12 protein-coding genes are annotated in these 26,885 nt (G+C 42.8%); 4 read left to right on the top strand and 8 right to left on the bottom strand.

The annotated features are described in order from the left end of the window. Positions 1 to 268: 268 nt before the first annotated feature. Genes ACH11B_RS14305 through ACH11B_RS14290 form a run of 4 tightly spaced genes read left to right on the top strand, consistent with a single transcriptional unit; the run spans position 269 to position 8,145 of the window. Positions 269 to 3,448: a SusC/RagA family TonB-linked outer membrane protein gene (locus ACH11B_RS14305; protein WP_377610368.1), complete on the top strand. Its 3,180-nt coding sequence runs from the start codon at positions 269 to 271 to the stop codon at positions 3,446 to 3,448. Between the two features lie 10 nt (positions 3,449 to 3,458). Then, entirely contained in the window at positions 3,459 to 5,015 is a 1,557-nt protein-coding gene (locus ACH11B_RS14300; protein WP_149105523.1) for a RagB/SusD family nutrient uptake outer membrane protein, read from the top strand. Positions 5,016 to 5,049: 34 nt separating this feature from the next. Next, entirely contained in the window at positions 5,050 to 6,159 is a 1,110-nt protein-coding gene (locus ACH11B_RS14295) for a glycoside hydrolase family 43 protein (RefSeq protein ID WP_242627298.1), read from the top strand. Between the two features lie 9 nt (positions 6,160 to 6,168). Continuing rightward, positions 6,169 to 8,145: a sialate O-acetylesterase gene (locus ACH11B_RS14290; RefSeq protein WP_377610365.1), complete on the top strand. Its 1,977-nt coding sequence runs from the start codon at positions 6,169 to 6,171 to the stop codon at positions 8,143 to 8,145. 109 nt (positions 8,146 to 8,254) lie between these two features. Here the strand turns inward: ACH11B_RS14290 and ACH11B_RS14285 are convergent, their stop codons facing one another. The 8 genes from ACH11B_RS14285 to ACH11B_RS14250 all read right to left on the bottom strand — a co-directional run bounded on the left by ACH11B_RS14285 (position 8,255) and on the right by ACH11B_RS14250 (position 26,454). Further along, positions 8,255 to 9,373 (bottom strand): endo-1,4-beta-xylanase, encoded by a 1,119-nt coding sequence (locus ACH11B_RS14285; protein WP_377610363.1) that lies wholly within the window; start codon positions 9,371 to 9,373, stop codon positions 8,255 to 8,257. A 175-nt stretch (positions 9,374 to 9,548) separates the two neighbouring features. Then, a complete protein-coding gene (locus ACH11B_RS14280) occupies positions 9,549 to 13,712 on the bottom strand; it encodes a two-component regulator propeller domain-containing protein (protein ID WP_377610361.1) in 4,164 nt (1,387 codons plus the stop codon). Between the two features lie 759 nt (positions 13,713 to 14,471). Further along, positions 14,472 to 15,308 (bottom strand): alpha/beta hydrolase, encoded by an 837-nt coding sequence (locus ACH11B_RS14275; protein ID WP_377610359.1) that lies wholly within the window; start codon positions 15,306 to 15,308, stop codon positions 14,472 to 14,474. A 62-nt stretch (positions 15,309 to 15,370) separates the two neighbouring features. Next, positions 15,371 to 17,137, bottom strand: coding sequence for a glycoside hydrolase family 43 protein (locus ACH11B_RS14270; RefSeq protein ID WP_149105520.1), 1,767 nt, complete (start codon positions 17,135 to 17,137; stop codon positions 15,371 to 15,373). 66 nt (positions 17,138 to 17,203) lie between these two features. After that, entirely contained in the window at positions 17,204 to 19,735 is a 2,532-nt protein-coding gene (locus tag ACH11B_RS14265; RefSeq protein WP_377610357.1) for a glycosyl hydrolase 115 family protein, read from the bottom strand. Positions 19,736 to 19,749: 14 nt separating this feature from the next. Next, positions 19,750 to 21,315: a glycoside hydrolase 43 family protein gene (locus tag ACH11B_RS14260; protein ID WP_149105518.1), complete on the bottom strand. Its 1,566-nt coding sequence runs from the start codon at positions 21,313 to 21,315 to the stop codon at positions 19,750 to 19,752. A gap of 51 nt (positions 21,316 to 21,366) precedes the next feature. Beyond that, positions 21,367 to 23,319 (bottom strand): RagB/SusD family nutrient uptake outer membrane protein, encoded by a 1,953-nt coding sequence (locus ACH11B_RS14255; RefSeq protein ID WP_013665920.1) that lies wholly within the window; start codon positions 23,317 to 23,319, stop codon positions 21,367 to 21,369. 33 nt (positions 23,320 to 23,352) lie between these two features. Beyond that, the gene (locus ACH11B_RS14250; RefSeq protein WP_377478028.1) at positions 23,353 to 26,454 is read right to left on the bottom strand and encodes a SusC/RagA family TonB-linked outer membrane protein; all 3,102 of its coding nucleotides are present in this window, start codon (positions 26,452 to 26,454) and stop codon (positions 23,353 to 23,355) included. Between the last annotated feature and the right edge of the window lie 431 nt (positions 26,455 to 26,885).

Raw genomic sequence — 26,885 nt, 5'->3', positions numbered from 1 at the left:
AATTTACCGTAGTACATCAATCGCTATGGTGTCATAATCGCAAAAAAAACAACAAATATGTTTAAACCGACCGCCACATCATAAGTCGTGTTGCCTATAGACATTATTGCTAACATTTTCAACATTCTTACTACCCCTATAAATCATTCCAGACTTAGCTTTGACATAAGTGACTTTATATCGGGTGAATGATTTATCGAAACGATCCCAATCGTCCTTAAGCAAATCAAAACCACAAAAACCATATAATAAACTAAAATTCACGCAGATGAAGAAACACATTGTACAAATAGTGCATTATACCGTCGCAGTTTATGCGCTTGGTATTGGGTTGCCGGTAAAAACAATTGCCTCGATAACAGGGGAAGCAATGACCGTTAGCTCGACGTCGAGTCAATTTTTATCCTCAGCTGCGACCGTAGCGCAATCCGTCCAAAAAACAATCACAGGAAAGGTAAGTGATGAAAACGGACAAGCGCTTGCCGGTGTTAGTGTTACACTGAAAGGAACTAACAACAGTACAAGCACCGATCAAAATGGATCTTTCAGTATCAGCGCATCCAATGATCAGGCCGTTTTGATATTTAGCTATGTAGGTTTTTTAACTCAGGAGGTGCAGATAGCAGGAAAAACAAGTCTAGAGGTTGTACTAACGAGTGACTCACAGGCCTTAAGTGAAGTTGTCGTGGTTGGTTACGGTACCCAACGGCGATCAAGCATTACCGGTGCGGTATCTTCTGTAAGTGCCAAAACACTCACCGAGTTACCGGTAGCCAGCACAGACCAGGCTTTACAAGGACGGGTTGCCGGTTTAACGGTCACCAATAATGGTTCGCCCGGAACCTCTCCTATTGTTGCGATAAGAGGTATTAGTTCAATTAGTTTTGCTTCCGATCCACTTTACGTAGTGGATGGTTTCCCCACTGCTATCTCCAACATCGACGCCCGGGATATCGAATCAGTTGACGTCCTTAAGGACGCTAGTTCCGCTGCAATATATGGTTCTCGTGCAACCAATGGTGTAGTGATGATTACAACCAAAAAAGGCGCAGCACGCGATCGATTACAGGTAAACTTCGACTCGTATTTCGGTATACAAAGTCCCAGTAAAAAATTCAACTTATTAAATACCGCACAGTATTTACAATATGAACGGGCGTTGAACGGAGCCGATGCACCACTTCCCCCCCGTTTGGAACCCGAAAATTTTAATCAACCAATCTATGATGGCGCTACACAAACTTTTGCGCAAACAAATACGGATTGGCAGGATGCTTATTTCCGCAACAATCAACCGCTTCAGCAGTATAACCTTTCACTGAATGGTGGGAATGAGCAGTCGCATTTCTACACAGGTGCCGGTTATTTCGATCAACAGGGTATTGCGGAAGGCCTCTATTATAAACGGCTTAATTATCGGCTTAATTCCGAACATGTGATCAGCAAGTTTTTCTCTTTTGGTGAGAACTTCTATGTGAGTCAATCCAAGCAACGTTTTGATGTACCTGCCGGCAATCGTACCCCCATCGTGAACATGATCCGTATGCAACCGTACCTACCGGTGTATAATCCACACAATCTCGGCGGTTTCATGGGCCCCCAAAACAGCTTCGATGCATCCGATCCGATCAATCCCGTAGAAATAGCCAATCTGGTTGAAAACATCAACAATACCACTCGTATCCTGGGAACGGCTTATATAAGATTGACGCTCACACCTTGGTTGAAATTTACGTCTACTTATGGCGTGGATCATTCTAACATTGCTATACAAAATTACACCCCTATACATAACGACGGAGGTACCTCCATTGTCAATATCGCTACGATTGAAAATCAACGACAATTATATACTACGCATCTTTTCACTCAACAGCTGAGTTTCGACAAATCTTTCAATAACCATAACCTAGGTGCTACTCTTGTTTACGAAAGCCAAGGACAACGTTATCGCAACGAAACAGCCAGCGGCAACCAAAGCACCAATCTCGTCAAAACACTTAACGGAGCTACCAATGTTACGGCAAATAGTTTATACGAAACCAATTTGATCCGCTCTATGTTGGCCCGCGTAACTTACGACTATGATGGAAGATACCTATTCACCGCTTCCATCCGACGGGATGGACTATCTGTTTTCGCTCCCGGAAACAAATATGAAAACTTCCCGGCCGTTTCCGCCGGCTGGAAGGTAGATCGCGAATCCTTCATGGAGAACACACCTTGGATTTCCGAATTTAAAGTGCGCGGAGGTTATGGTATCACCGGCATCAACGGCGTCTTACTCGGCAATTACCCTTACTTACAACCTATTCAACGCAATCAGGCTACTTATCCGTTCAATGGAACCATTGTAAATGGCAATGGATCATTCTATAACGGTTTGAGTAATCCGGATTTAGCTTGGGAAAAAACAAAACAAACCAATATTGGCTTAGATTTAGGTTTCTTAGACAACAAAATCACCTTAGTAGCCGAGTATTTTAAACGGAAAACGGACAACCTGATTCTGACCGTGCCCACCCCCACCAGCTTTGGTTTTAACGGTACAGGCACCTTAGCAAATGTAGCGGCCATGCAAAATCAAGGATTTGAATTTCAATTGGGATACCATAAAACCAGCGGTGACTTCACCTGGAATATAACCTGCTTAATGAGCATCATCCGTAATAAAGTTCTACGGCTAAATAGCGAAAATGCGTCGATCACAGCAGGTGGGGATGCCGACTTTGGAGGGGGTGGTCCGCTTACCAATACCGTTGTTGGCCAGCCTGTCCAATCATTTTACGGATATATTGTAGACGGTATCTTTCAAAACGAAGCAGAAATTGAAGCACATGCCAGGCAGAATGGGGCGGCACCTGGCGACCTGAAGTTCAGAGATTTAGACGGCAATGGCGTTATCAATGATGGAGACCGAACCTTTATTGGCAGCTTTATGCCTAAATTCAGTTATTCATTGAATTTTTCGGCCAACTATAAACAATTTGATCTTGCCTTATTTTTTCAAGGTGTACAAGGCAACGACATTTTTAATGCCGCCCGCATTATTCGTGAAGGTATGCCGCGACTTTTCAACGCAGATCAATCGGTCTTGAACGCTTGGACTCCGCAAAACACCAACACTTCCATTCCGCGTGCCGTAAACGGAGATCCTAATCAAAACGTACGGCCTTCTACCCGCTGGATTGAAGATGGATCTTATTTGCGATTAAAGAATATTATGCTTGGTTACACTGCACCTGAACAATGGATAAAAGGACTCGGTTGGACAAGCATCAGCCAACTTCGTTTTTACGTATCCGCCCAAAACCTGTTCACGATAACAGACTATACCGGCTTGGATCCGGAAATCGGTTCCAAAAACGGTACGCTGACCAACGGTGTCGACTATGGACAATATCCAAGTCCGCGCTCATTTCAATTAGGCATTCAGGCATCATTTTAATTATAATCCGATGAAGACGAAAAAACGAATCATACAATTCCTTGCAATTTCAATAGGGTTCAGTTTATATGCGTGTAAAAAAGACGCATTGAACACTAACAATGAAAATGTGGTATCAACCGATCAATACTTTAAAACAGCCGGCGAGTTGCAAGCAGGCACCAATGCGATCTATGCCACCGTAAGAGGTATCAATTTGGTTGCCCGCGAATGGTATTTTCTTCATGATCTACGTAGTGATGACGTTGCTGCCGGCGGCAGTCAACTTGAAGTTCCCAGAGCGCAGATACTAAACGGAAACGTCGACCCCACCAATAGTGTGATGAATGCTGTTTGGAATGGACTTTATACCGTTATTCATCGAGCCAATACCGTTATTGAAAACGGACCTAATGTAAGCGATGATCCGACATTGCGCGATCGCTGTTTAGCAGAAGCTAAATTTTTACGCGCCTGGGCCTATTTTGAACTAGTATCGAAGTGGGGGGCTGTGCCCATGTACACCGAAACCGTTAAGTCGCCTTCTGATTATCAACCACGAGCGGAAGCTGGCGCCGTGTATCAATTTATCGTGCAAGACCTACAAGAGGCTGCGAATATATTACCAGGTAAATCCGGTACAGAAAACGGCAGAATAACCCATGCAGCAGCCAATGCCTTACTCGGACGCGTGCTGATGCAACAGGGCGACTATACTGGTGCTAAAGAAGCTCTTCTCAAAATTCCAACTGCCGGTGCAGATGGTTATCGTTTAACCGATCGTTATCTAGATAATTTTGAAGAGGAAACGGAATTTAACAGTGAATCGATTTTCGAAATTGTTTATGTCGATAAAGGCGACAATGATTTTAATTGGAGTACTGATGACACACCAAATGCGGCTCAATCAACCATACGGAATCAAGAGTATAACCCCGTTGCGTGGCGCAACTTAATTCCTTCGAACAAGCTGTTAAATGAATTTGAAAATGCGGAAACTGGTGCCGAAAAAACGGATCCGCGATTCTCTTACAGCTTCTATCAAACAGGTGATCGATATAATAACGGAGCCGATATACTTACCGATGCCGATCAAAACAACAATTCGTCCATTGTAAACGGCGTCCGGAAAAAGGTTAGCTTTCGAAAGTTCATGATTATCTACAAGGAAAGTAAAAGCAGAGCTAGTTATCATCCGGGCGGCAATAACCAGCGAATTATTCGCTACGCCGAAGTATTGATCAATTTAGCAGAATGCGAAGCAGAACTGGGCAACTTGACTGCAGCAGTGAGCTATTTAAATCAAGTGCGCGCCAGAGCAAGTGTTGCAATGCCTCCCTACCCTACCGCTCAATTCCCGGTCGCTACCAAGGAGGATGTAATCAAAGCCATTATACACGAAAAGTCCGTTGAATTATCAAACGAATCGTTACGCAATATCGATATCTTACGTTGGCGGCCAAAGGGATACTTTAGTGTCGAGCCCATCACTTATTTCCGTCCAGGCAGAGATGAGTTATTGCCCATCCCTCAAGCCGAGCTTGACAACAACCCACAAATCAGTGGAAATCAAAACCCAGGTTACTAATATCCGTTTAAACAAAAATAAGAAATCAATAAATATGAGAAAAAAGATGTCCGTTTGGCTACTAGCCGTTCCATTTATCTATGCTTGCTCCGGAAATCATCAACAACAGCAATCACAACAAAGCGACGAAGCAGAACAGAAGAAGCAAAGCTTCTTATCCCCACCGTTGATTCATTCTATTTACACGGCCGATCCATCTGCCCATGTTTTTGATGGTAAAATTTATATTTATCCTTCACATGATATTGATGCGGGAACGACTGAAAATGATAATGGAGACCACTTTGCCATGCGTGATTATCATATCTTATCGATGGATAGTATCAATGGATCGGTAACCGATCATGGTGTTGCCCTATCGGTTGAAGATATTCCCTGGGCAAAGCGACAGCTATGGGCTCCGGATGCCGCTTATAAAGACGGCACCTATTACCTATATTTCCCCGCAAAGGATAAAGAAGATATTTTCCGGATCGGTGTAGCAACAGCCATCAAGCCGACGGGCCCTTTCAAAGCTTTCAAAGAACCGATAGCAGGAAGTTGTAGTATCGATCCAGCCGTATTTGTAGACGATGACGGCACCGCCTATATGTACTTTGGCGGTATTTGGGGAGGACAACTGCAGCGTTGGGAAACCGGCACCTACCAAGCAAACGGCTCATTGACCGACTTAAAGCAGGATGATGCACCCGCTATTAGCTGCCGCGTAGCAAAACTGAAATCAAATATGACAGAATTTGACGGCCCCGTTGGGAAAGCAATGCTTATCGACAGTGCCGGGAAGCCTATTTTAGGAGGCGATCATGATCGACGTTTCTTCGAAGGTGCCTGGATGCATAAATATAAAGGCCGATATTACTTCACTTATTCTACCGGCGACACCCATTTTTTAGCCTATGCGATAGGCGATTCTCCTATGGGCCCTTTTACTTATGCCGGTCATTTTATGAAGCCTGTTCAAGGTTGGACGACGCACCACTCCATTATAGAATTCAAAGGAAAATGGTATATATTTTATCATGACACGGAGTTGTCGGGAAAAACACATTTACGGAATATAAAAGTAACGGAGCTTAAGCACAATCCAGACGGAACATTGGGAATGATCGATCCATTTAAAGCCAATACAGCCCTGAATCAATAAAAACATATCGTGAATCACATCTTAGTACATGAAGCGCACAACCGTCGTATATCAAGCAAATACCGGCTCCTTTTAAGCTTATTTAGCTTCTTGACGTTCATATCCTTAACATCAGAGGCGGCAATTAAACTACCGAGGCTCATTGGTAATAGCATGGTGCTTCAGCGCGATCATCCCATTCATCTTTGGGGATGGGCAGATCCTGGAGAATTGATAGAAATAAACTTCCGAGGTCATCAACGCACAACAAAAGCCAACTCAATGGGTGATTGGCAGGTCTACCTGCCCGCAATGCCGGCAGGTGGACCTTATGACATGGTTATTCAGGGCAAGAATACCATCCGATTGAAAAACATCTTATTGGGCGACGTATGGTTCTGCTCTGGCCAGTCGAATATGGAACTACCGATTTCAAGGGTAGCGCCAAAATATCAGCGGGAAATCGATACGGCCGAGTCATTTACTATTCGCCAGTTCAAAGTGCCTTTACGTTATGATTTTAATATTACCGCAACTGACGTTGCGTCAGGGAACTGGAAATCAGTTACGCCGGATGAAGTACTCAACTTCTCAGCTGTTGGCTACTTCTTTGCTAAACATTTGCAAGAAAAACTACGAGTTCCCATTGGCATCATTCACTGTGCTGTGGGAGGCTCTCCGATTGAGGCTTGGTTATCGGAAGAGGCTATACAGAAATATCCTGATTTATTGGCCAAAACACAACGATATCAAGACAGCTTATTAGTCGATAGTATAAAAAAAATCGATAAACGAAAAACCGAAATTTGGCATGCGACTTTGGATGCAAAAGATAAAGGATTAACGGGAGTTCCAAAATGGTATGAAAGTTCCTATACGTTTCAAACAGATCAGGTTATTCAAATACCAGGGAAATGGGATGAGTGTGGAAGCGTTTGGTTGAAAAAAGATTTTAGCGTGCCATCTTCTCTTCTTACGAAAGAAGCAATGCTCCACTTAGGAAGAATTGTAGATAGCGACCAAGCTTATATCAATGGTGTTTTAGTTGGCTCTACCGGATATCAATACCCACCACGGCGCTATAAGATCCCGCCCGGGCTTTTAAAGCCGGGAAAAAACACCTTGGTGGTTCGTGTAGTAACTCAAAGCAAGCATGGTGAATTTATACCGGATAAAGATTATGCGCTAACAACCTATTCTGACACCATCAGCCTAAAAGGAGATTGGAGCTTTCAAGTCGGTGCCCTTACACAAGCCTTCCCAATAGATCTTGTCACCTTTCAATACCAACCAACCGGGCTATCTAATGCAATGGCAGCCCCTCTTTTTCCGTATAGCATCAAAGGCATATTATGGTACCAGGGTGAATCGAATATCGCAACTTATCAAAGTTATACTGCTTTGCTTAGGGATTTAATCAATGAGTGGAGAAAAAAATGGAACGATCAGAACTTGCCTTTTCTATATGTGCAACTACCAAACTATAATCCCAAACAGCAACAACCTACCGAGAGCGCTTGGGCAAATTTACGCGAAGCGCAACGACTTGGCTTAAAAACTGCTCATACCAACATGGCTGTGGCCATTGATTTGGGAGAATGGAATGACATACATCCCCTGGACAAGAAAAATATAGGGAAGCGGCTGGCCTTATTAGCCTTGAAAAATGTATATCATCAGAAAGGAATGGTGGCTTCAGGCCCTATACTAAAATCATGGAAAGTAAAGGGCAATCGAGTCGAACTTAACTTTGATGACCAAGGAGCTGCCTTGGATTTGCGACCTGAAAACAATCTATTAGGTTTTACATTAGCCGGTACGGATGGTAAATTTGTTTGGGCTAAAACCGAAGTTCGTGGCAACACAATCATTCTTTCCGCTCCAGCGATACAACAACCAGCAAAAGTTCGATATGCTTGGGCAGACAATCCCATCGCGGGACTTTACAATACTGCTGGTTTACCTGCTTCGCCATTTGAGATCGATTTAAGTAAACAAGCTCCTTGACAGGGTTTAGCCATTTCTATCACAATGAAGGTATACAATGAATACAATTGATCCTTGACGATAGCTTCGCATATGGTTTAAATGCGTATGATAAATATCGATTTACAAACTAGTTTTTGAAATCAACTACTTTATAGTAAGCTTTTTTACGTTCAAGATTGCGATCAAATAGCAAGGGATAATTCTTCCTACCCTGTACAGGATAATGATCTAACCACGAATAACGGTCCGATAAATTCCAGAAGGTCACACTGGTAATATGACTTTTATATTTTCTGAAAACGGAAAAGATCATTTCATACTGTGCTATTTGCTTTTCTTCAAGCGCTGGGGTTAAAGCATCGATCTCACCCGGGCGCTTCCTTCTTCTTTCTTTTTCCCAAGGATACACGGACACATCCAGTTCGGTAAAATGCAGCTGCAAACCAAGTGAAGCGTAACGTTCAAGGGCTTGTTCCAGATCAGAAGTAGAAGGCTCGAAAATTGACCAATGCCCCTGTAACCCGATCCCATGAATAGGGACACCGTCATCCACTAGTTTTTTCACCAAACGATATATCCGCTCTCTCTTCTCCGGACGTTCGCTGTTATAATCGTTATAAAATAAGAGCGCATCCGGATCAACTTCATGCGCATACTCAAACGCCTTCGCCAGTATCTCTTCACCGGCAATCTCCAACCACTTAGACTGACGCAGAAACTGCTTCGGATTGTCATCGATAGCTTCATTCAGCACATCCCAAGCATAAACTTTCCCTTTGTAACGCCCAACCACCGTAGTAATATGATCTTTCAGCCTTTTTAATAAAGTATCTTTTGTCACAGGAGCTCCTTGATCATCAAGGAAAAACCAATCAGGGACCTGCTCATGCCAAAGCAGTGTATGTCCTCTAACACGCAATCGATTTTTCTGCGCAAAGGCAACGATACTATCAGCAAGAGCCCAATTATATTCCAGTTTTCGGGGGTGTATCACTTCCATTTTCATGGCGTTCTCTGGCGTAATACTATTAAACTCCTGTAGTAATAAATGGGCCTCTTGTCCTGCAAGCGACCGCCCATTGACCGCTACGCCTATAGGAAAAAATTCTTGATAATAGTCTTTCAATCCTTTTGTATTATTTTGGGCCATCAGCGACTGCACACATAAAAGCACGAATAAGAATAAACAAATGGCGTTTGTAGGAGATGAATTGATTGCGTTTGTTTTTGATTTCCGATATAACATATGGCTATAATATTTCAGTTATGGATCTATTGACAAGAAGTATTTATCAAAAATATCCGTTAACCGAATGATTACGCCGATGCTAATCGAGAAAAAAGAGATAAAAATGTTTAAATCCAGCGATCGCTTCGTCGTCCCTCCTTGAAAAGACGAAAATAGGGAGCGTCCCTTTCCTTTATTTCTCCTCCTGCATCATCACATTCCTGCCCTTTGAAACTGCCTGAATAAATTCTGAAGGTGTCAGCTGATACTTTGCTTTAAAAACTTTGGTAAAATAATTGGGATTGGCAAAGCCCGTTTCATAAGCAACTTCAGCAACGTTCATATCGCTTTTCTCCAGTAAATAGGCTGCTCTTTCTAGTTTTGCGGCACGTATAAATTCTACAGGGGTCATACCGGTAAACTCCAATAATCGATTGTATAGAGATGCTCGGCTAATAAAAAGGTGTGCGCTCACACTTTCGACTGATAATTGGCTATTGCCCATATTTTCGTGGATATAGGCAACCACTTTCTGCAAGAATTTTTCTCTTTCGGATACCACTTCGTCTTCAGGAACCGTTATACTGATTTGTTTAGAATAGGCATCTTTAAATGCCTGGTTTAAAGACAACAAATTAGCTATCTTAGTCTGCAAGACAGCAAAGTCAAAAGGTTTAGTCATGTAATCGGTTGCTCCGGATTCCAAACCAAGCAACAATCCTTTTTCTTCATTTGATGCCGTTAGCAAAACAACCGGAATATGTTTCGTTCGCTTATCTGACTTCAATTTCCGAACTAAATCCAGCCCATTCATCACCGGCATTTGAATGTCACAAACGATAATATCCGGGTGGTGAAAAAGAGCCCGTTGCCATCCTTCCTTTCCATCTGCGGCTTCAAACACTCTATAGTAGGATTTTAAGTTATCTTTAATATAAAAGCGGAAATCATCGTCATCCTCTATAATCAAAACGGAAGCATGCGACGTAAGCAGCTCACTTTCCATGGGCGTCTTGTCATAAGGTGTGGTTGGCTTTGTTTCATATGCTGCCGACACTGTTTCGTCTAAATCTGACGTTACGCGTTTAAGGTTTACATCAAAAGAAAAAATGCTTCCCTTACCAGGCTCGCTTATTACTTGCAATTTACCACCATGCATATCTACAAAAGTCCGCGCGATAGATAAGCCAATACCGGTACCTTGATTCAGTATCATTGCACCTGAATCATATTGAAAAAAACTATCAAATATCCGTTGCTGAGCTTCTTTGGGAATACCAATGCCGGAATCTTTCACGGCAACATGTAATGATACGAATTCATTGTTCGCACCACTTTCAATTTTTTCTAAATTTAAAGATATGGCCCCTCCCTCTGGTGTAAACTTGAAAGCATTGGATAGTAAATTGAATAAGATCCGCTCAATCTTATCATGGTCGAACCAAGCGAAAACCGACGATAAGGAGGTATAAAATGCGTAATCGATTTTTTTTCGACTGGCCAGATCGTTAAAAGAATCACTAATCTCCTCTATAAAAGAAACGAAATTGCCCGGTGTACATTGCAGCCGTAATTCCTTCTCTTCCATTTTTCTGAAATCAAGCAGTTGATTCACCAGATTCAGTAATCGACGAGCATTTCGCTTAATCAAATTCAACTGGCTAGATTGCCCTGGTTCCTGTGTCTGTGCTATCAAATTATCAACGGGCCCCATAATGAGCGAAATTGGCGTGCGAAATTCGTGGCTCAGATTGGTCAAAAATTTAATCTTCATCCGATCCAATTGATGTAGATGCTCAGCTTCCTTACGCTCTTGTTCTAATAGCTGTTTAGCCTGCAGACGCTCCTGCTCCAAGGCAAATTTTGCCTCCAGTTTTTTAATGCCCCGATGACGTATATACAATAAAACACCTCCAATCACTATCATATACACCATATAAGCATATATAGTACGCCAGAAAGGTGGTGCGACAGTCACGCGTATGGACCTACCTTCTTTATTCCAAACCCCATCGTTATTACTCGCTTGCACGTGAAATGTATACGCTCCCGGATCCAAATTTGTATAGTAAGCACTATGTTCCCTACCCGCAATAATCCAATTTTTGTCAAATCCTTCCAGTTTGTATCGATATCGATTCTCTTCTGCTACTGTAAAATTCAATGCTTCAAAGGAGATCAAAAAGTTCTGTTTGTATTTTAATTGAATTTCCTTCGCCATTAATAAGGAACTGCGAATGGGGCCCTCCTTTGAAGGTGAAATGCGCTGGTTATCGATCTTTAAGTCTGTTAAAATTACCGGTGGCACATTCTTATTTATCTTTAGTTGGGAAGGATTAAAGTGGTTGAATCCTTTTTGTCCGCCAAAGAAAATTTCACCATCACTAAGACACAAACCGGAGCCCAATACAAAAGATCCCGTCTGTAAACCGGCATGATAAGAATAATTTTTGAAACTATTTTCTTTTATATCGTATGAACTTAATCCTTTGTTAGTACTGAACCACAATTTACCCGAGTGGTCCTCAAGAATTTTCTGAACCACGCCATTGATCAAGCCATCATTTTCTGACAAGGTGATAAATTTCCCGGTTCCTTTCTTTAGATATCCGATTCCGTTGCCCGCTGTACCAACCCAAATGTTTCCTTCTCGATCCTCCTTAATGGTTAACACGTAATTACTCGGCAACCCACTATTGGCTTTATTATAAAATGAAAACCTCTTATTTTCAGGATTAAAGATGGAGATGCCGGAGCCAAAGGTACCGATCCAAATGCGACCACCTCGATCCTCTTCAATGGATCGAATGTAATTACTGGCAGGCTGTGTCGGGTCATCTTCGCGTATAGCTGTGTGGACGAATTTCTCAATACGCTCCTCGTCGACATGTAGCAAATTAAGCCCTCCTCCATTTGTTCCAATCCAGAGATTGCCTTTTCTGTCTTCCTTTAAACAAAAAATATCGGCATGGTTTAAATGCTTCGCTCCCTTGCCCTTTATGTATTGCTTGCTGCGTTTACTCTCGGGGTTGTATGAAAATAAGCCATCCATATAGGTTCCCAACCACAAACGATTGTTATGTCCCATTTCCATGGCCAAGACACTCAGATCGTGCGCACAATCACGTTTTGGCTTGGGTATTTCTATATGTTGCAACAAATTCGAGGAACGGTCATATAGATGCAGACCACCTCCATCGGTGCCTACAAATACATTTTGGCCATATTCGGCAAAAGCCGTTACAATCGGCGAACGTAATCCATAAGGGTCGAAGATATTGCATTCCTTTAAATTAAATTGACTCAGGTTTTTGTCATATTTATTGAGTCCGCCCTGATAAGTGCCCACCCAATATATTCCTGCTTTATCAATAAGGATGGAACGGATTGATCGGCTGCTTAAACTCTGCATATTCCGTTTATCCGGTCTAAAGCTCCGGATTTTTAAAGAGGCCACATCTAATACATCTAAACCTTCATCCGTACCTACCCAAAGACCATTTACGCCGTCAGGCGCCAAAGCGTATACTTTATCGCTACTGATTTTCAATGGAGCCGAGGTTGAATAATAATTTCTGAACGTCCATTTTCCTTTCTCTAGCATACCGAGCCCTCCCATTGTTCCAACCCAGAGTTGTCCCATCCCATCCTCTGTTATGGCAGTTACATAATCGTCTGCCAGGCTTCCCTTGTCGGATTCCCGATGTTTAAAAGTCGCTAATAATTCGAGTTTATGGTTATAAACGTACAGACCACTATCGGTGCCAATCCACATTTGTTGCTTTTTATCTCTAAAAATCACCAATGTATTCTTTCCCGAAAAAGTGTCCATCAATTTAGCATAGTCGTCATGATCAACGAGGTGTTTCGTATGGGGATTAAAGATATATAAAGCCCCATACGAAGCAACCCAAATATTCCCTCGACTATCGTCTCCGATGCTCGTAATAGCTGTACTGAATTTTTTACGGAGCGGTTGTCCCCTATAGTTAATGATGGCATCTTTGCTACGATCGTAAAAGCTTAATGCCCCGCCATTGGTTCCAATCCAAAGACATCCATTCGAAGCTTCGTATAAAGCCGTAATGTGGTTTGCTCGAAGACTTTCTTCTTCCTGGGGGTTATGTCGATATACTTTGAAATTTGTTCCATCAAAGCGATTAAGGCCATCCTCGGTAGCCAGCCATAACAAACCAAAACTATCCTTCCAAATACCATATACCGTATTAGATGAAAGACCGTCTTTGGTGGAGTAGCTTTTAAACCCTGTAGGTAGTTCATGACCGCCTACAACACAAAAACAACATAGGCAAAAAAAGACCAGTATAACGTAATGACCAGTAATACTTCGCATCATAACAGGCTCCTTTCAGAAAAACTGAATTAATTAGTTAGTTGATGCTAAAGTAAGCAAATAGAATTGGATTTTCACATAAAAATATGCGATAAACGTTTTAGCGACACTAAAAATAACTGTTTCATTACTAATAGATTACAAAAATAACCAACGTTGGCAATTTTAACAGGTATTCACAAGAGATAAGTATTATAATTTATATATGTGACCATCGGCTTTTTGCACTTAAACAAGGGTTTCGCTTCAATATACAGAAGAAGGTGTTTATATAAATAAGGTTTTCTTAATCAAATCTATCGTGTTCTTTTTGTCTTAACACAAAAAGAACCAAAAAAGTCAAGGCATGTGTAGGCTACCTTGCAACCGATGGCAAAGCATCACTGGCGCGTATTGGAGCCGTTTCACTTCCTCAATCCGCTTGGGGATTGCAATATGAGCGAGGGTGCAAATGCTTTACTGCTCGTTGCGTCGATATCCTCCAAGGCCGTTTTTCCTAGCGCGGGACTGTATTTAAGACTAAAGATAATACGTTCGGTTAAAAGTAAAAACCCACCGTTCTGCAATATGTCGCCTCTAAAATTTACAAGTAGTACTGGGAGGCACTGTCGTTCCTGTAAATTTTAAAGCGACGAGTTTTTGCGTCACTTTTTGCGGAAAAAAGTGACTAAAGAAAATGTTTCTTTTTAAAAGCTATATCCCCGATAGCTTTCCGATAATCATTTTTATTTAAACTCAACAACTTTCTGCGAGACACAATGGTCATTTAAATATTTTTTGACTGAACCAATAGAGATCGTTCTTCCATACGTTAAAATCGTGCCCACCGGATTCAACATAATAAAGATGGGGCACTTGGTGTTTTTTTAAGTAATCGTGCAGTCGGCGACTAAAGGTGATTAAACGATCTTCATCTCCACAGGAAATCCACAAAAGTTTCAGTTTGCTTTTAGCGTAAGCGGCATCAGGAACCAGCTCTTCAGGTGTTTTAGTATTAGGAGCCGACGAAAAACCACCTATCCAAGCAAAGCTTTCGAGATTGCCAAGGCCGAAATTTAAAGACTGCCCGCCTCCCATTGAAAGCCCTGCTAATGCACGATGCTCCCGATCGGTATACACCGGATAATTCTGCTCGATAAAAGGAATCAAATCCTGGAGCAAGTCTTGTTCAAATCGAGCAAATGCCTGTACCTTTACACTATCGAAAACGTTGCCAATAGCACGATCATCTTCCATAGCTCTACCGTTCGGAAGTACAACCAACATTGGCTCTATTTTCCCCTCTGCGTATAGATTATCCAAGATGATATGCGGTTGCCCATTAACAAACCATTCTTTTTCATCACCACCAATGCCATGCAAAAGATATAAAACCGGATACTTTTTCTTGACGGAAAAGCCAGGGGGTGTATAGATGAGTGCTTTGCGATCTTTACCAACCACGGCAGACGGATAAGATAAGGTATCAATTTTACCATGTGGAATATTGGTCTGCGGTTTATCGAAGTCCACTGGGGCAGCTCCAAGCTTATCCTGTGCTAAACAACTGCATGTCAATGCAATTAGCCCAATTAAAAGAGTACAACTTGTTGTTTTCATCCAATTATTTTCTTTTATTCATTTTTTGCTTGCTTTTATAAGCATCATGCCGCCTTCAGCGGTCAATCGCTCTTAGGGCTTATATCATTTGCCTTCGTCGCATATAGTCCGATGAGTGCACCGGTAAAACCACCGGCTACATCTGTTGACAGGATATCCCCCGAAACAGCTCCACCCAAATTTTTAAAATTCTTTCCATCAAAAGCATAGCTGAATTGGTAGCGATCTCCTTGCGCCGAAACTTGCAGTTCAATTGGTTTACTTATGTCAATTCGTTCTTGCGCGATAAGCTCGGACTGGCCATTCCTTGTACGCTGTAAAACCAGGTAATGTTGTTGTCCTTTTTTCGTAATACCAAAAACATAATGAAACGTTTCCTTTTGTAAACAAGTAATCCCTGCCAAATGCTTTTCGGACATCGGTTGATAGGTCATACGAACTGTTGCCGAAAAATCCTTATGTTGTTGTCTATAAAACAAGGCCGATGTGGGCTTTATTTCATTAATGTTGGTTTCCAAAGGCGTTATTCGTAGTCCTTCCTTACCCGTTTGGACGAAGTTTTCCCGAGGGCCTCTTACGCCGATCCATCGCATATCCAAGGTCTTTCCCTTAAAATCATCAATGAACGCGAAATTCCCATTAGGTAGAAAGCCATTTTTTCCGGTCTTGTTGACCACACCTGATGGCATTTTCAATTTCACAGGCATCGGTTCGAGCCCCCCTTCAAACACCGGGAACACACCTGACCAATCTACCGGCAATATAAAAGTCTCACGTCCCGTATTCACACGGTTTGCCTCATTAGGCCTAACACCCAAAAAAACGCCGTAATATTTCCCATCAGGACCCTCCACCAAATCGGCATGTCCAGCCCAGTCGACCTTATTTTTCCTATCCTTTGGCAGATGCCGTTGACTCAGAATCGGATTTTTAGGTGCTGGTTCGAAAGGTCCTTTAGGGTTATCGCTAACAAAAACAACTTCACTGTGTTGATCACCGGTACCACCTTCTGCACACATCAAATAATACCGCCCATTTCTTTTATAGAGATGCGGGCCTTCTATCCAGATCGGCTTCTTACTGATATCTACACCTCCGTCAACAATCACCTTATCTGAACCCGGTATGATCTGATCACGTTCCAGATCATAATCCCATATTTTTATAACCCGATGACCATTATATTGCTCCTTACCCTTCTCGGGTGCATCGTTATGAACCACGTAAGCTTTTCCGTTATCGTCAAAAAACAGCGCTGGATCAATTCCTTCAAAATCGAGTTTGATCGGGTCGCTCCACCCTTTCAGAGGATCTTTCGTTTTTACCACCATGTTTCCTATCCCCCCCGCAAATTGTGTTGTGATCATGTAAAAGGTCTCGTTATGAGGATTGTAGCTAATATCCGGCGCATATATTCCCTCGCTCATACCCGCATTTGTTACCTTCAGCTGCGAAGGCCGATCAAGAACGTGCCCAATTTGTTTCCAGTTAACCAAATCCTTGGAATGAAAAATAGGAACACCCGGAAAAAATGCGAAAGACGAATTCACTAAGTAATAATCATCACCTTTACGCGTAATGCTCGGATCTGGATAACACCCCTGTAATATTGGTGTATAGAATTCATTTGCCTTCAGCGGATTTTTTTGATAAACTTCATCCTTTCCCTCATACTTAAAATAGGTGAAAAGCGGAGCGGAATCGAACGGATCCGCTGAACTATTGGTTACCTGTGCTTGTGAAGGCCAAGGTAAAAGCGCAAAAAATACTATTAAAAAAATAGGACTGATCGGAAAGCGTAACGGTGTGCCTTTAATTTTCTTCATCATATAATTCTATTATTGTTTCGTCTTCTGTCTGTATGATCCTTTGTTCTCATCTTCAGGTGCTAAGCGTTAATCATCTCTTTTGTACTCACTTTGTGGGGGACCTAAATATGATGGTTTTAATCCCCCTACATCCAAAATAATCTTCTGAAACACAATACCTGGTTCCAACGGACGGACGCGAATCGTATGAAGCCCCGCCTTTTCGATAAGGTGTGTAGTAGCGGTTTCTATGATCCGTTTCGCCTGCCATTCACCGAGCTCTCCCCGATAATGCCCATTGATATTCACCTCCTGCTCAGCCCCTCCGTCCATAGACACGGCATAACGTAAACCTTTATTCGCATTGAAATTTAAAGTTGGCGAAGTTAAAACAATCAATTTTGCTTTTCCTGTCGCCCGGAGATCTATCTTATACTCAAGGTATACCTGTTCATTGGGGGTATTGGTCACCGGAGCGGTTGTTACACCGGAAAGCGTTTTTCCTAGATCCGGTATGATCGTCCATGCAACCTTGTCGCTCCCACTAGCGATATGGTAATTTTCAGCCTCCATCGATACATAACCGTCGGCCTCTATAAAAATTTTATGTTTCGGCTTCGTCATAGGCAAATAACTTACATCAGGCATCGTGCTTTTGTGAGGCTCTTGCCAAATCTTATAGCCAATCCGAATCTGATCCATCATATGCGACCACTTGCCATTCGCTATATCTTTATTATAATGTACGGTTAATATTGAATCGCGTTCGAAACAGCGCTTAACCTGATCGGCCCAATAATTAGCTCGCTCATTATTTTTGTTCGCGAAAAATCGGTTTTTGGCTACTGCATAATACATTTCGTATAAATTAGAACATGCATTGATAGGAAACAGGACCAATTCGTCAAAAGCGTACCGATACTGTTGAGGCAATATGTAGTAAAGTCGCATGGCATCGATCAATAAATTACGATAGTCTTCAACCACGCGTTCAAACTCACCATAGTTTTCCAAACTGTAGGTGTTTTCGTCCAACAATTCAGGTGTAATCCGATGATTATATTTTGTATAAGTATTGATCAAACGGGCCGATTCTTTTGCATACTTTTCACCGAATTGTTGTGCACACCAGCTTTCAGTATGCTGTAGCAAATTGGACGCGTTAAACTGATTTGGGTTCCATGCCATGTCCAGGAAAAATGAAATCGGGTATTCCATCGGTTTTAAATCACCTACATTCACAATCCATATCTGGTCCACTCCATATTGATAAGCCAGGTTCATCTGTTCCCAAACGCGTTGCACCTGACTGACATTAATCCACTTGGAATTGCGGGGACCGCCCACGTAATCGAAATGATAGTAAATCCCATAACCGCCGCTCCTTTTTTTTGCAGCCGGATCCGGTAGCTTCCGTATATTTCCCCAGTTGTCGTCGCAAAGCAATAGGGTTACATCATCGGGTACGCGCATTCCTTTATCATAATAATCCTGCACCTCCTTATATAAGGCCCAAAGTTGAGGTGTTTCTTTCGCAACTTTGCTGGTCTCATCGGCAATAATTTTGCGCTGGTCGTTCACAATTTGCTCCAGCAGCTGGATGTTACTCTCCTCGCTCATCGGCTCATCACCGTCGCCACGCATACCGATGGTGACAACACTTTCTCTAGCTCCCATCCTACGAATGCCACTTCGCCAGAAATCCCGAAGGTTCTCGGCATTCTGCTGATAATCCCAAGGTCCTTTACCATAACGGCGCCATTCATCATGAGCTCGGGTCAGTGGTTCATGATGCGATGTTCCCATAACTATTCCCATTCTGTCGGCCCAAATTGCATTTTCGGGGTCATCATCATAGAAAGCGCTTCCCCACATAGCCGGCCAGAGGTAATTGCCTTTTAGACGCAGAATAAGCTCAAAAACATGCTCATAAAATTCATGGTTAAAGCCACCAAACTTTTCTTTAGCCCAACCGGATAATGCAGGAGCTTCGTCATTTAAAAAAATACCACGGTACTTAACCTTCGGTTGGCTGATTGTCTTTATCGAGCGGGCATACACCGCGGAATGCCGCTGAATAGGAACATCCGCCCACCAATACCAAGGCGATACGCCCATCTGTTTAGATAACTCATAAATGCCATAGATCGTTCCACGCCGATCACTTCCCACAATAAGTAATGCTTTTTCTACACCAGGTAATGGATTGTCTATCGTTTGTGTCAGCGATGCTTCCCACTGCCCACGGATTGCAGATACATCAAGCTTCTTCTGTTTTACTAATTGATCGATCAATGGATTCCGGCCCAAGGTACCTATTAAAAGCAGCGTTTTACTCCCTGCCGACACGTGATCGGGTGTCACTATGGGTTCAACACCGGTTACCTTTTCAAAATCTTGCCGCAACTGATCTATTGCCCGGACAACCGCGTCGTCTTCGTTTCCTCCCCCTATAATGGGAATTGCGTTGCCGCCTTTTACCAGAGGCAAGTAGCCCGGTTGTTCAGTGAAGTCAATATATGCAGGTATATCAACGCTTGCAGCAATCAACGAAAAACTTATCTGCAGTGCTAAAATCGTAAGTAACAAAGCTCTAAAAATAGACCGAATCGCTATCATGTTATTTGTCTTTATCATTTATCCTTATAGTCAAAAAAATCAATGTCTACATATCCTCCGGTATTTTTAGTTGCGTAATTGAACAATCCAAACCGATAACCCATAAAGTGGGGCAAGGTATAAGACATTTTCAAAGATGTTCCAATCGATATCCATTTTTCCCCGTCTAGACTAAAAAAGAAATTGGCAACGTCCCTCTTATCCCTGAAATCGCATGCAGCTTTCAGATATACGCGTTGTTGATCCAAGGGAATTTTTGCAAACTCCTTAAGACTACCGGTCGAAGCATTAACCATGACCAAATATTTTTGATTACCCACTGATTGGACGCCAACTATTCCATAATTTTTTTGTAAAAGAGATAAGCCGGCAAAATCGCCATCTTTCATTTTGGCCACTTCTATGGCAATGCTCGCACTACAAGCAGGACCTATTGTCCGCTGTGTTAATGTATTTCTTGCTTGTAAGAAGTTGGTATCAATGCGACCGGTTTTCAACCGGAGGTATCCCTCACGCTCGGTCACGGACCAAAGCGTATCCACCGGGTTATGATTCCACTGCCATACTAGAGGTAATTTTATTTCTCCTTTTTTGCGACTGAAATTGTCCGAATTAACGATGCCTGGAACCAAGCCTTTACTTGCAGGTAAATTTAGCTCTTGGGGTACCTTACCATCAATGCCCAATATTGGCCAATCATCTTTCCATTGAACGGGTACTAAAAACGGAATACGACCAACCGCACCATGATCTTGAAACAGATAAGCGTACCATTCGCCATGAGTGCTCTCAATCAAGCCCCCTTGTGCTACGCCTTTATCTTGCAACATCACCCGCCCTTCATAAGGTCCCATCAACTGATCAGCGCGATGAACAATGACCGTACGCATGCCTCCCGGAGGCCAGGATATATTAAAAAGATAGTATTTCCCGTTTACCTTAAATAGCTGAGAACCTTCTGCCGGCAATCCGCCCCGCGTTCCATTCGGTGTACTTGGCAACGTTGCATTGTCGATCAACACATGTTGGGTTTCAGGCTTTATGCCGGAAAAATCCGGCAATAACTCAACAATATGCAGTTGGCCACTGCCCCAAATCATATAAGCCTTATCATCTTCAAAAAAGAGGGTATGATCGTGCATCATCGGCTTGAACTCTTTTACCTCCCAAGGACCTTTTTCTATATCTTTAGTCATATAGATATAGGTTTTACCGGTAGTCTGCGCGAATGTACTTACATAATAAACCCCCTTGTGGTATCGAAGACTACTGGCCCAAGAACCTCTACCATAAGTATTTTTGCCATGATTCAGATTGAGTTCATCCATATCGGCCAAAGCCTTATGAGCATAGCCAATCAGCTCCCAATTGATGAGGTCTTTGGATTTCATCAAAGGTAGCCCGGGATTCATGTGCATGGTAGTACTACTCATATAATAAGTATCTTCAACACGAATCATTGACATATCCGGCACATCCGAAAAAATAACAGGATTTCGAGCTTTTGCATTTTGGGCTATGCTACTTAAAGGCATCAATATCATCAATACCGCCCCACTTAAAAGGAACAATCTTTTCATGGTCTATTTTAATTGACAACCCACCATGAGCTGTCTCTCATTATTCTACTCCTAGTTATATCCCGGATTTTGATACGCAGCTTTTTCCGCTTCCGTCATTTGCATACCATCTAATTGACCTTGCGGTATAGGACGCAAATAATGGAAAGGTTGGATACTCCGTGTCACGGTCATCGGCGTATGATCGCCAATACCATTGCCTCCTATACGATAGTTAGCCGACAATTCAGCCCATTTCTGAGTCCGCACCAAATCGTACCAACGGTAACCTTCTCCATAGTACTCCCGGGAACGTTCGGCCAAAATATAGTTAATATCAATCGTAGTAGGCGTAGCTGCAGTCATCTGCGCACTGTAATCGGCTATCTTCTCCATATTTCCCGCATTATCGAATGTCCATTTTCCTGCACGCGCCCGTATTACGTTAATCAGTTCTCTGGCCGATTTACCACCCTGTACGGCAGCCCCCTTAACAGCTGCCTCAGCAGCAATAAAGTAAAGTTCAGAAAATTTAGCGATATTAAAAGGCCGAGTACTTCCCGCATTAGGTTGACCTAAACCGTCGCCGTTATCTGTGCGGTAGGTTCCTAACTTCCAAAGGCCCGGATACCTTAGCCTACTGACCCCTTCGGGAGAAATAACGAAATCTGCCCGTCCCGGTAATGCACCGGCTCCTACATTACTTTTTGAGGCCCAGTTAGCATAATCAATTGGCGTTTCAGGTTCTTCCGTCAAAAAAGTCAATATCGGATCCCCCGGATTAACAGGCAAGTTATTCGCATTGTATAACACCGCTTGGGAAACACCGGCCTTTGGCCAGTTCCCACGATAAACGGTCACGAAAGTACCATCATACCGCGAATCATTGGTTTTATCCGCAAAGGTATTTTTTATGACGTCAATGGTTGGCGCCATCCGCGTCCATGGGCGGCCCAACGACTGCACGGCCTCGCGTTGCACGGAGCTCACGGCATTCGACCACGAAGCATCGCTACCACTTCTAAGGAGGGTATAATTCCAGGTAAACATCCAAACAGCGAAATTATCAGGTGCACCGCCGCTTCCATATTCTAAGCTTCCTCCATTGTAAAATGCACTCTTCTCCGTATGATCCGCATACAATAAAATTTCACTATTGCGATCGTTTGATCCGATATGTATGTCATAATAGCTTGGTTGTAAACTAAAGGGTCCCGGGTTGTCAATTGCTTCTACGGCTATATTATAAGCCTGCTGAAAATACCATTGAGCGTCGTGTCCATCGGGGTCTGTCCTACCAACTTCGGGATATGTAGGGATATTATTTGGGTTTTCGAGCCACCACGCATAGGTAAGGTAGGCTTTCGCTAAATAAAGTCGAGCAAGCGTTTTCGTTACACCACCCGTTACCCGTCCGGCATTCGGTAGATTTTCCACCGCTAAGAGTAAATCGGGAAAAATCGCTTTCGTATACACTTCCGGCACGGTATTACGAACCGAAAAACGAACGGGATTGGTATTAAATTTCAATTCACCGGCTCCTAAGTCTAACGGCACTCCCCCATAGGTTTGCACCAGCAAGAAATAATCAAATGCACGAAAGAACCGAGCCTCTGCCACAATTGATTCAGCCACCCCTACATTAGCTGCATTTTCAATAATTCCACTTGCCGTGTTTATATTTGGAAAGCTTACATTCCAAACAAAACTCGTAGGATGGCTTGTGGCACTAATCTGACCGACACCCGACAGGTCCATATCTCTAAAGTTCCCATCTGCACTCTGCGCATAGGTCGCTTCATCCGTACCGGTAATACAAGAGTTATAATAGTAGGCCTCGCCATATAAATAGCGTAAATGTGCATACATAGACGTTATGCCACCCAAAACACCTTTTTCGGTAGAAAAGTAATCGGGAGTAAAAATACTGCGCGGCTGCTCGTCTAAAATTTTTGAGCAACCAGTCATTAATAATACCGCCAAGGCAGTACCGAGAAAACTTTTTATATTTATAATCGCTTTCATTTTTTATTTCTTTAATGGTTAACCGTCAAGGCATTAAAAAACAAGATTGAGCCCTACCACATAATTGCGGGTTGCAGGTGCATTCGTTCCAATTGTCAAAATCCGGTTCGGATAAGACGATACAGCTGAATTTTCGTCACCGAATGAGTTCGTTTCCGGATCCATGCCTGATTCACGATGATAAGGTGAAAACATAACAAAGGGATTTTGAACGGTAAAGTATCCACGTAAGCGCATGTTCGGGCTTTTAATTAAACTTCGATTAAAGTCGTACCCCAAAGAAATAGTACGTAGCTTCAAAAATGAAGCGTCAAAATAACCCAATGTGCTACCATACTTCGGATTATCGCCGCTAAGCGGTCCAGCTGGATTAGGATATTTCGCATCCGTATTCTCCGGAGTCCAATAGTCGACTTTCACATTATTATTACGCGTAGTAAGTGTATTCAAATACCCTCCTGACCCATATAAAGTACTCACCAGTAGTCCGCCGCTTTTGAAAAAGCCCACCACACTTAAATCGAATCCTTTGTACGCCAATCGTGTATTAAAACCGCCTTCAAAATCCGGATCAACATTCATCACTTGTCGATCGTCCGCATTAATAGGCCTAACAGGCGTACCATCATCATTGTAGCCGCCGGTATACTTCACCTTAATCATCCCGACCTTACCACCCGGTTCCAAAATATCCAAGTGAGGATCGCCCTCTTGCCACAGACCTATTTTTTCATAATCATAGATTGCATTGATGTTATAGCCAACAAACCAGGAATTGCCCACATCCTGTGTGGCACCTGATGCAAGCGCGGTCAATTTATTTCGGTTCGCATAAAGGTTGACCCCAAGATCCCAAGTTAAACCATCTCGTCCGCCGGCTAAGATAGTCCCATTCAATGTCAACTCGATCCCTTTATTCTGTGTCTGTCCGATGTTAGCCGTATAACTCTGCACGCCGGATGTTGGCGGTAAACCGACACCAAGCAGTAAGTCTTTCGTATGCGTTGTATAATATTCAATTGTTCCTGATAAACGATTACTCAGCAGCGAAAAATCAAGTCCGTAGTTCCACGTTTCCGAAAATTCCCAGCCCAAGTTGCTATTCGGCAATTGAGTCACATAATATCCAACGGCATAATTTTCCTCACCGAAATTGTAAGGCCGCGTACTTAGACGCCCCAATGTAGCATAAGGAGCAATGGCTTGGTTGGATGTTTGTCCATAGCCCACCCGTAACTTCAACATATTTATCCAATCAATCCCTTTCATAAACGATTCATTGGCAACATTCCATCCAGCAGATACCGCCGGATATGTATGCCAGCGATGTTCGGGGGCTAACCTTGAAGAAGCATCCGAGCGCAGGGTAGCTGATAGCATATAGCGATTATCATAGTCATACATGACTCTTCCCATCCAGGACATCAAGCCCCATAAGGTATAATTCTGTTGATCCGGATTGATGGTAATTTCTCCGGTGGCGTGCCCCAAATTATAAAACTGGAAAGCTTCAGAAGGAATATCCCTCGCGGACATTGCCGAAGAATTATACTTTTGCCGTTCCGCAGAATAAAGTCCGGTGAAATTCAAATGATGTTTTTCTGCTATTGTTTTATCGTAAGTAATCAGGTTTTCCACGGTCCAATGATAAGTATGCGCGTTACTGATTCCCGCAGTAGATATTGTTTGCGGGTTTACGTTATTGACTCCTTCCCCCGTGTAATTACCATTATTACTTTGAATAAAATCCAGACCAAGGTTAACACGGTATTTCAATCCCTCCACCCAAGGGATATTCACCTCACCATACATCGAATTATAGGTTGCAAAGCCTCTGGTTTCGTTGATCCACATTCCGTCGTCATGTAGCCCCTCTACCACCTTTCTGGTCAACACATAATTATCGCCTAAAGAGGCGTTCACGGTTCTTTTTAGCGTGCCATCTTCATTATAAGGGTTGAGGATCGGCGAGGCAGCCAATACACCAAATAAGCCAAGTTGATTACCAGCGCTGATGTTATAATTGCTATTCGTTGTGAATCCCACGCGAAAATGTTTACCAATCCCTTGGTCAATTGAGCTACGTAACGAATATCTTTTATATTGTTGCGTAGGAATCAAGCCTTGGTTCTGATAAAATGCAGCCCCAACATTATAGCTCCCCTTTTCCGTACCACCGGAAATTCCGATGTCGTGGCTATTTACTGCTCCGGTCCGGTAATTCAGATCCTGCCAATCGGTGTTCACGTTATCGGCCTCATCTACACCATTTGAAAAGATACCGGCAGCTTTACGTAAGGCTACAAATTCTTCCCCATTCATCATGGGGTATCTGGCAAATAAGGTTTGCGCGCCATAGTAAGCGTTATAGCTAAACTTTGCCTGCTCACCTTGCTGCCCTTTATTAGTGGTAACCAAAATCACCCCATTTGCACCTCGCGAACCATATATAGCCGTCGCAGAGGCATCTTTTAACACGTCTATACTTTTAATATCATTTGGATTAATATCTCCAAGTGAGCCCGGAAACGGGATACCATCCAAAACAACCAGTGGATTATTATCTGCTGTCAAAGAACGGGTACCGCGGATACGGATCTGCATTGTTGCCCCTGGCCGGGTGGATGTTTGTGCTAATTGGACGCCTGGCAAACGGCCTTGCAAGGCTTGTGAAATATTCGGCGTAGGTACCTGGTTTAGATCGCTTCCGCTAATTGATGCCACGGAACCTGTCACTGACTCTTTTCGTTGCGTACCATAGCCTACCACTACGACTTCAGAAAGCGCTTCGGCATTTGGAGAAAGGTCTACGTTTAGTGAGCTTTGTCCAGCTGCTTTTACTTCTTTCGACACATAACCGATATAAGAGAAAACCAAAACGGCATTTATATCGGGTACATTCAGGGAATAATACCCATCTTCGTTGGTTTTAGTTCCGATAGAAGTGCCTTTTACTTGAATACTAGCACCGGGAAAGCCTTTTCCGGATTCATCAACTACCCTTCCTTTTATCGCATGCTGCGCTTGTGCATTCATGATTGGTAGCATACAAAGGGCGACTATAAAAGCAAGACCGTAATGCTTCAGTCCGCGCCATTGCCCCATAACATAAGTTTGTAAAATTGGATGTTCCATAAAATAATTGTTAGCTTATAACATAGGTTAAATTGTGAACAGCGTTTTTAAAGCCCGACTAATAAAATTCAACGATCGGTAAAAATATTCTGCAAAAAAATCGACGACTTATTAGGCTGACTTATACTAAATTTGATGATCACAGCAAGACAAAAATATTTATACAGGCTCAGGAACAACCTATAAAAATGTTGACATTCCTAGCAAAAATGTTTAATCAGATGTCAAAAAACATCATTTTTCAACAAAAGCAGTCGATTCAGGCATTATTTAACGCCAACGTTAGCATTAATGCGTTTTCTTGACGGGAATAGGTCTGATCATTGACGGACTCCTTTTCACACAGAACAAACGAGAGCGCTTTATAATACAGGCATCGATTTTGATTATCTTAAAACAAAAGATGCCCCTTACGGGGCACACTTTCACCA

The organism is Olivibacter sp. EAT-5 (assembly GCF_044784325.1).
Lineage (GTDB): Bacteria > Bacteroidota > Bacteroidia > Sphingobacteriales > Sphingobacteriaceae > Olivibacter > Olivibacter oleidegradans.
The sequence above is the reverse complement of the archived record's forward strand: the minus strand, read 5'-3'. Positions and strand labels throughout refer to the sequence as shown.

Excerpts from the sequence above, each read along its gene's own strand:
- ACH11B_RS14300 (WP_149105523.1), top strand. The coding sequence starts at position 3,459 with ATGAAGACGAAAAAACGAATCATACAATTCCTTGCAATTTCAATAGGG.
- ACH11B_RS14270 (WP_149105520.1), bottom strand. The coding sequence starts at position 17,137 with ATGATGAAGAAAATTAAAGGCACACCGTTACGCTTTCCGATCAGTCCT.
- ACH11B_RS14295 (WP_242627298.1), top strand. The coding sequence starts at position 5,050 with ATGAGAAAAAAGATGTCCGTTTGGCTACTAGCCGTTCCATTTATCTAT.
- ACH11B_RS14275 (WP_377610359.1), bottom strand. The coding sequence starts at position 15,308 with ATGAAAACAACAAGTTGTACTCTTTTAATTGGGCTAATTGCATTGACA.
- ACH11B_RS14280 (WP_377610361.1), bottom strand. The coding sequence starts at position 13,712 with ATGATGCGAAGTATTACTGGTCATTACGTTATACTGGTCTTTTTTTGC.
- ACH11B_RS14255 (WP_013665920.1), bottom strand. The coding sequence starts at position 23,319 with ATGAAAGCGATTATAAATATAAAAAGTTTTCTCGGTACTGCCTTGGCG.
- ACH11B_RS14250 (WP_377478028.1), bottom strand. The coding sequence starts at position 26,454 with ATGGAACATCCAATTTTACAAACTTATGTTATGGGGCAATGGCGCGGA.
- ACH11B_RS14265 (WP_377610357.1), bottom strand. The coding sequence starts at position 19,735 with ATGATAGCGATTCGGTCTATTTTTAGAGCTTTGTTACTTACGATTTTA.
- ACH11B_RS14305 (WP_377610368.1), top strand. The coding sequence starts at position 269 with ATGAAGAAACACATTGTACAAATAGTGCATTATACCGTCGCAGTTTAT.
- ACH11B_RS14260 (WP_149105518.1), bottom strand. The coding sequence starts at position 21,315 with ATGAAAAGATTGTTCCTTTTAAGTGGGGCGGTATTGATGATATTGATG.
- ACH11B_RS14285 (WP_377610363.1), bottom strand. The coding sequence starts at position 9,373 with ATGTTATATCGGAAATCAAAAACAAACGCAATCAATTCATCTCCTACA.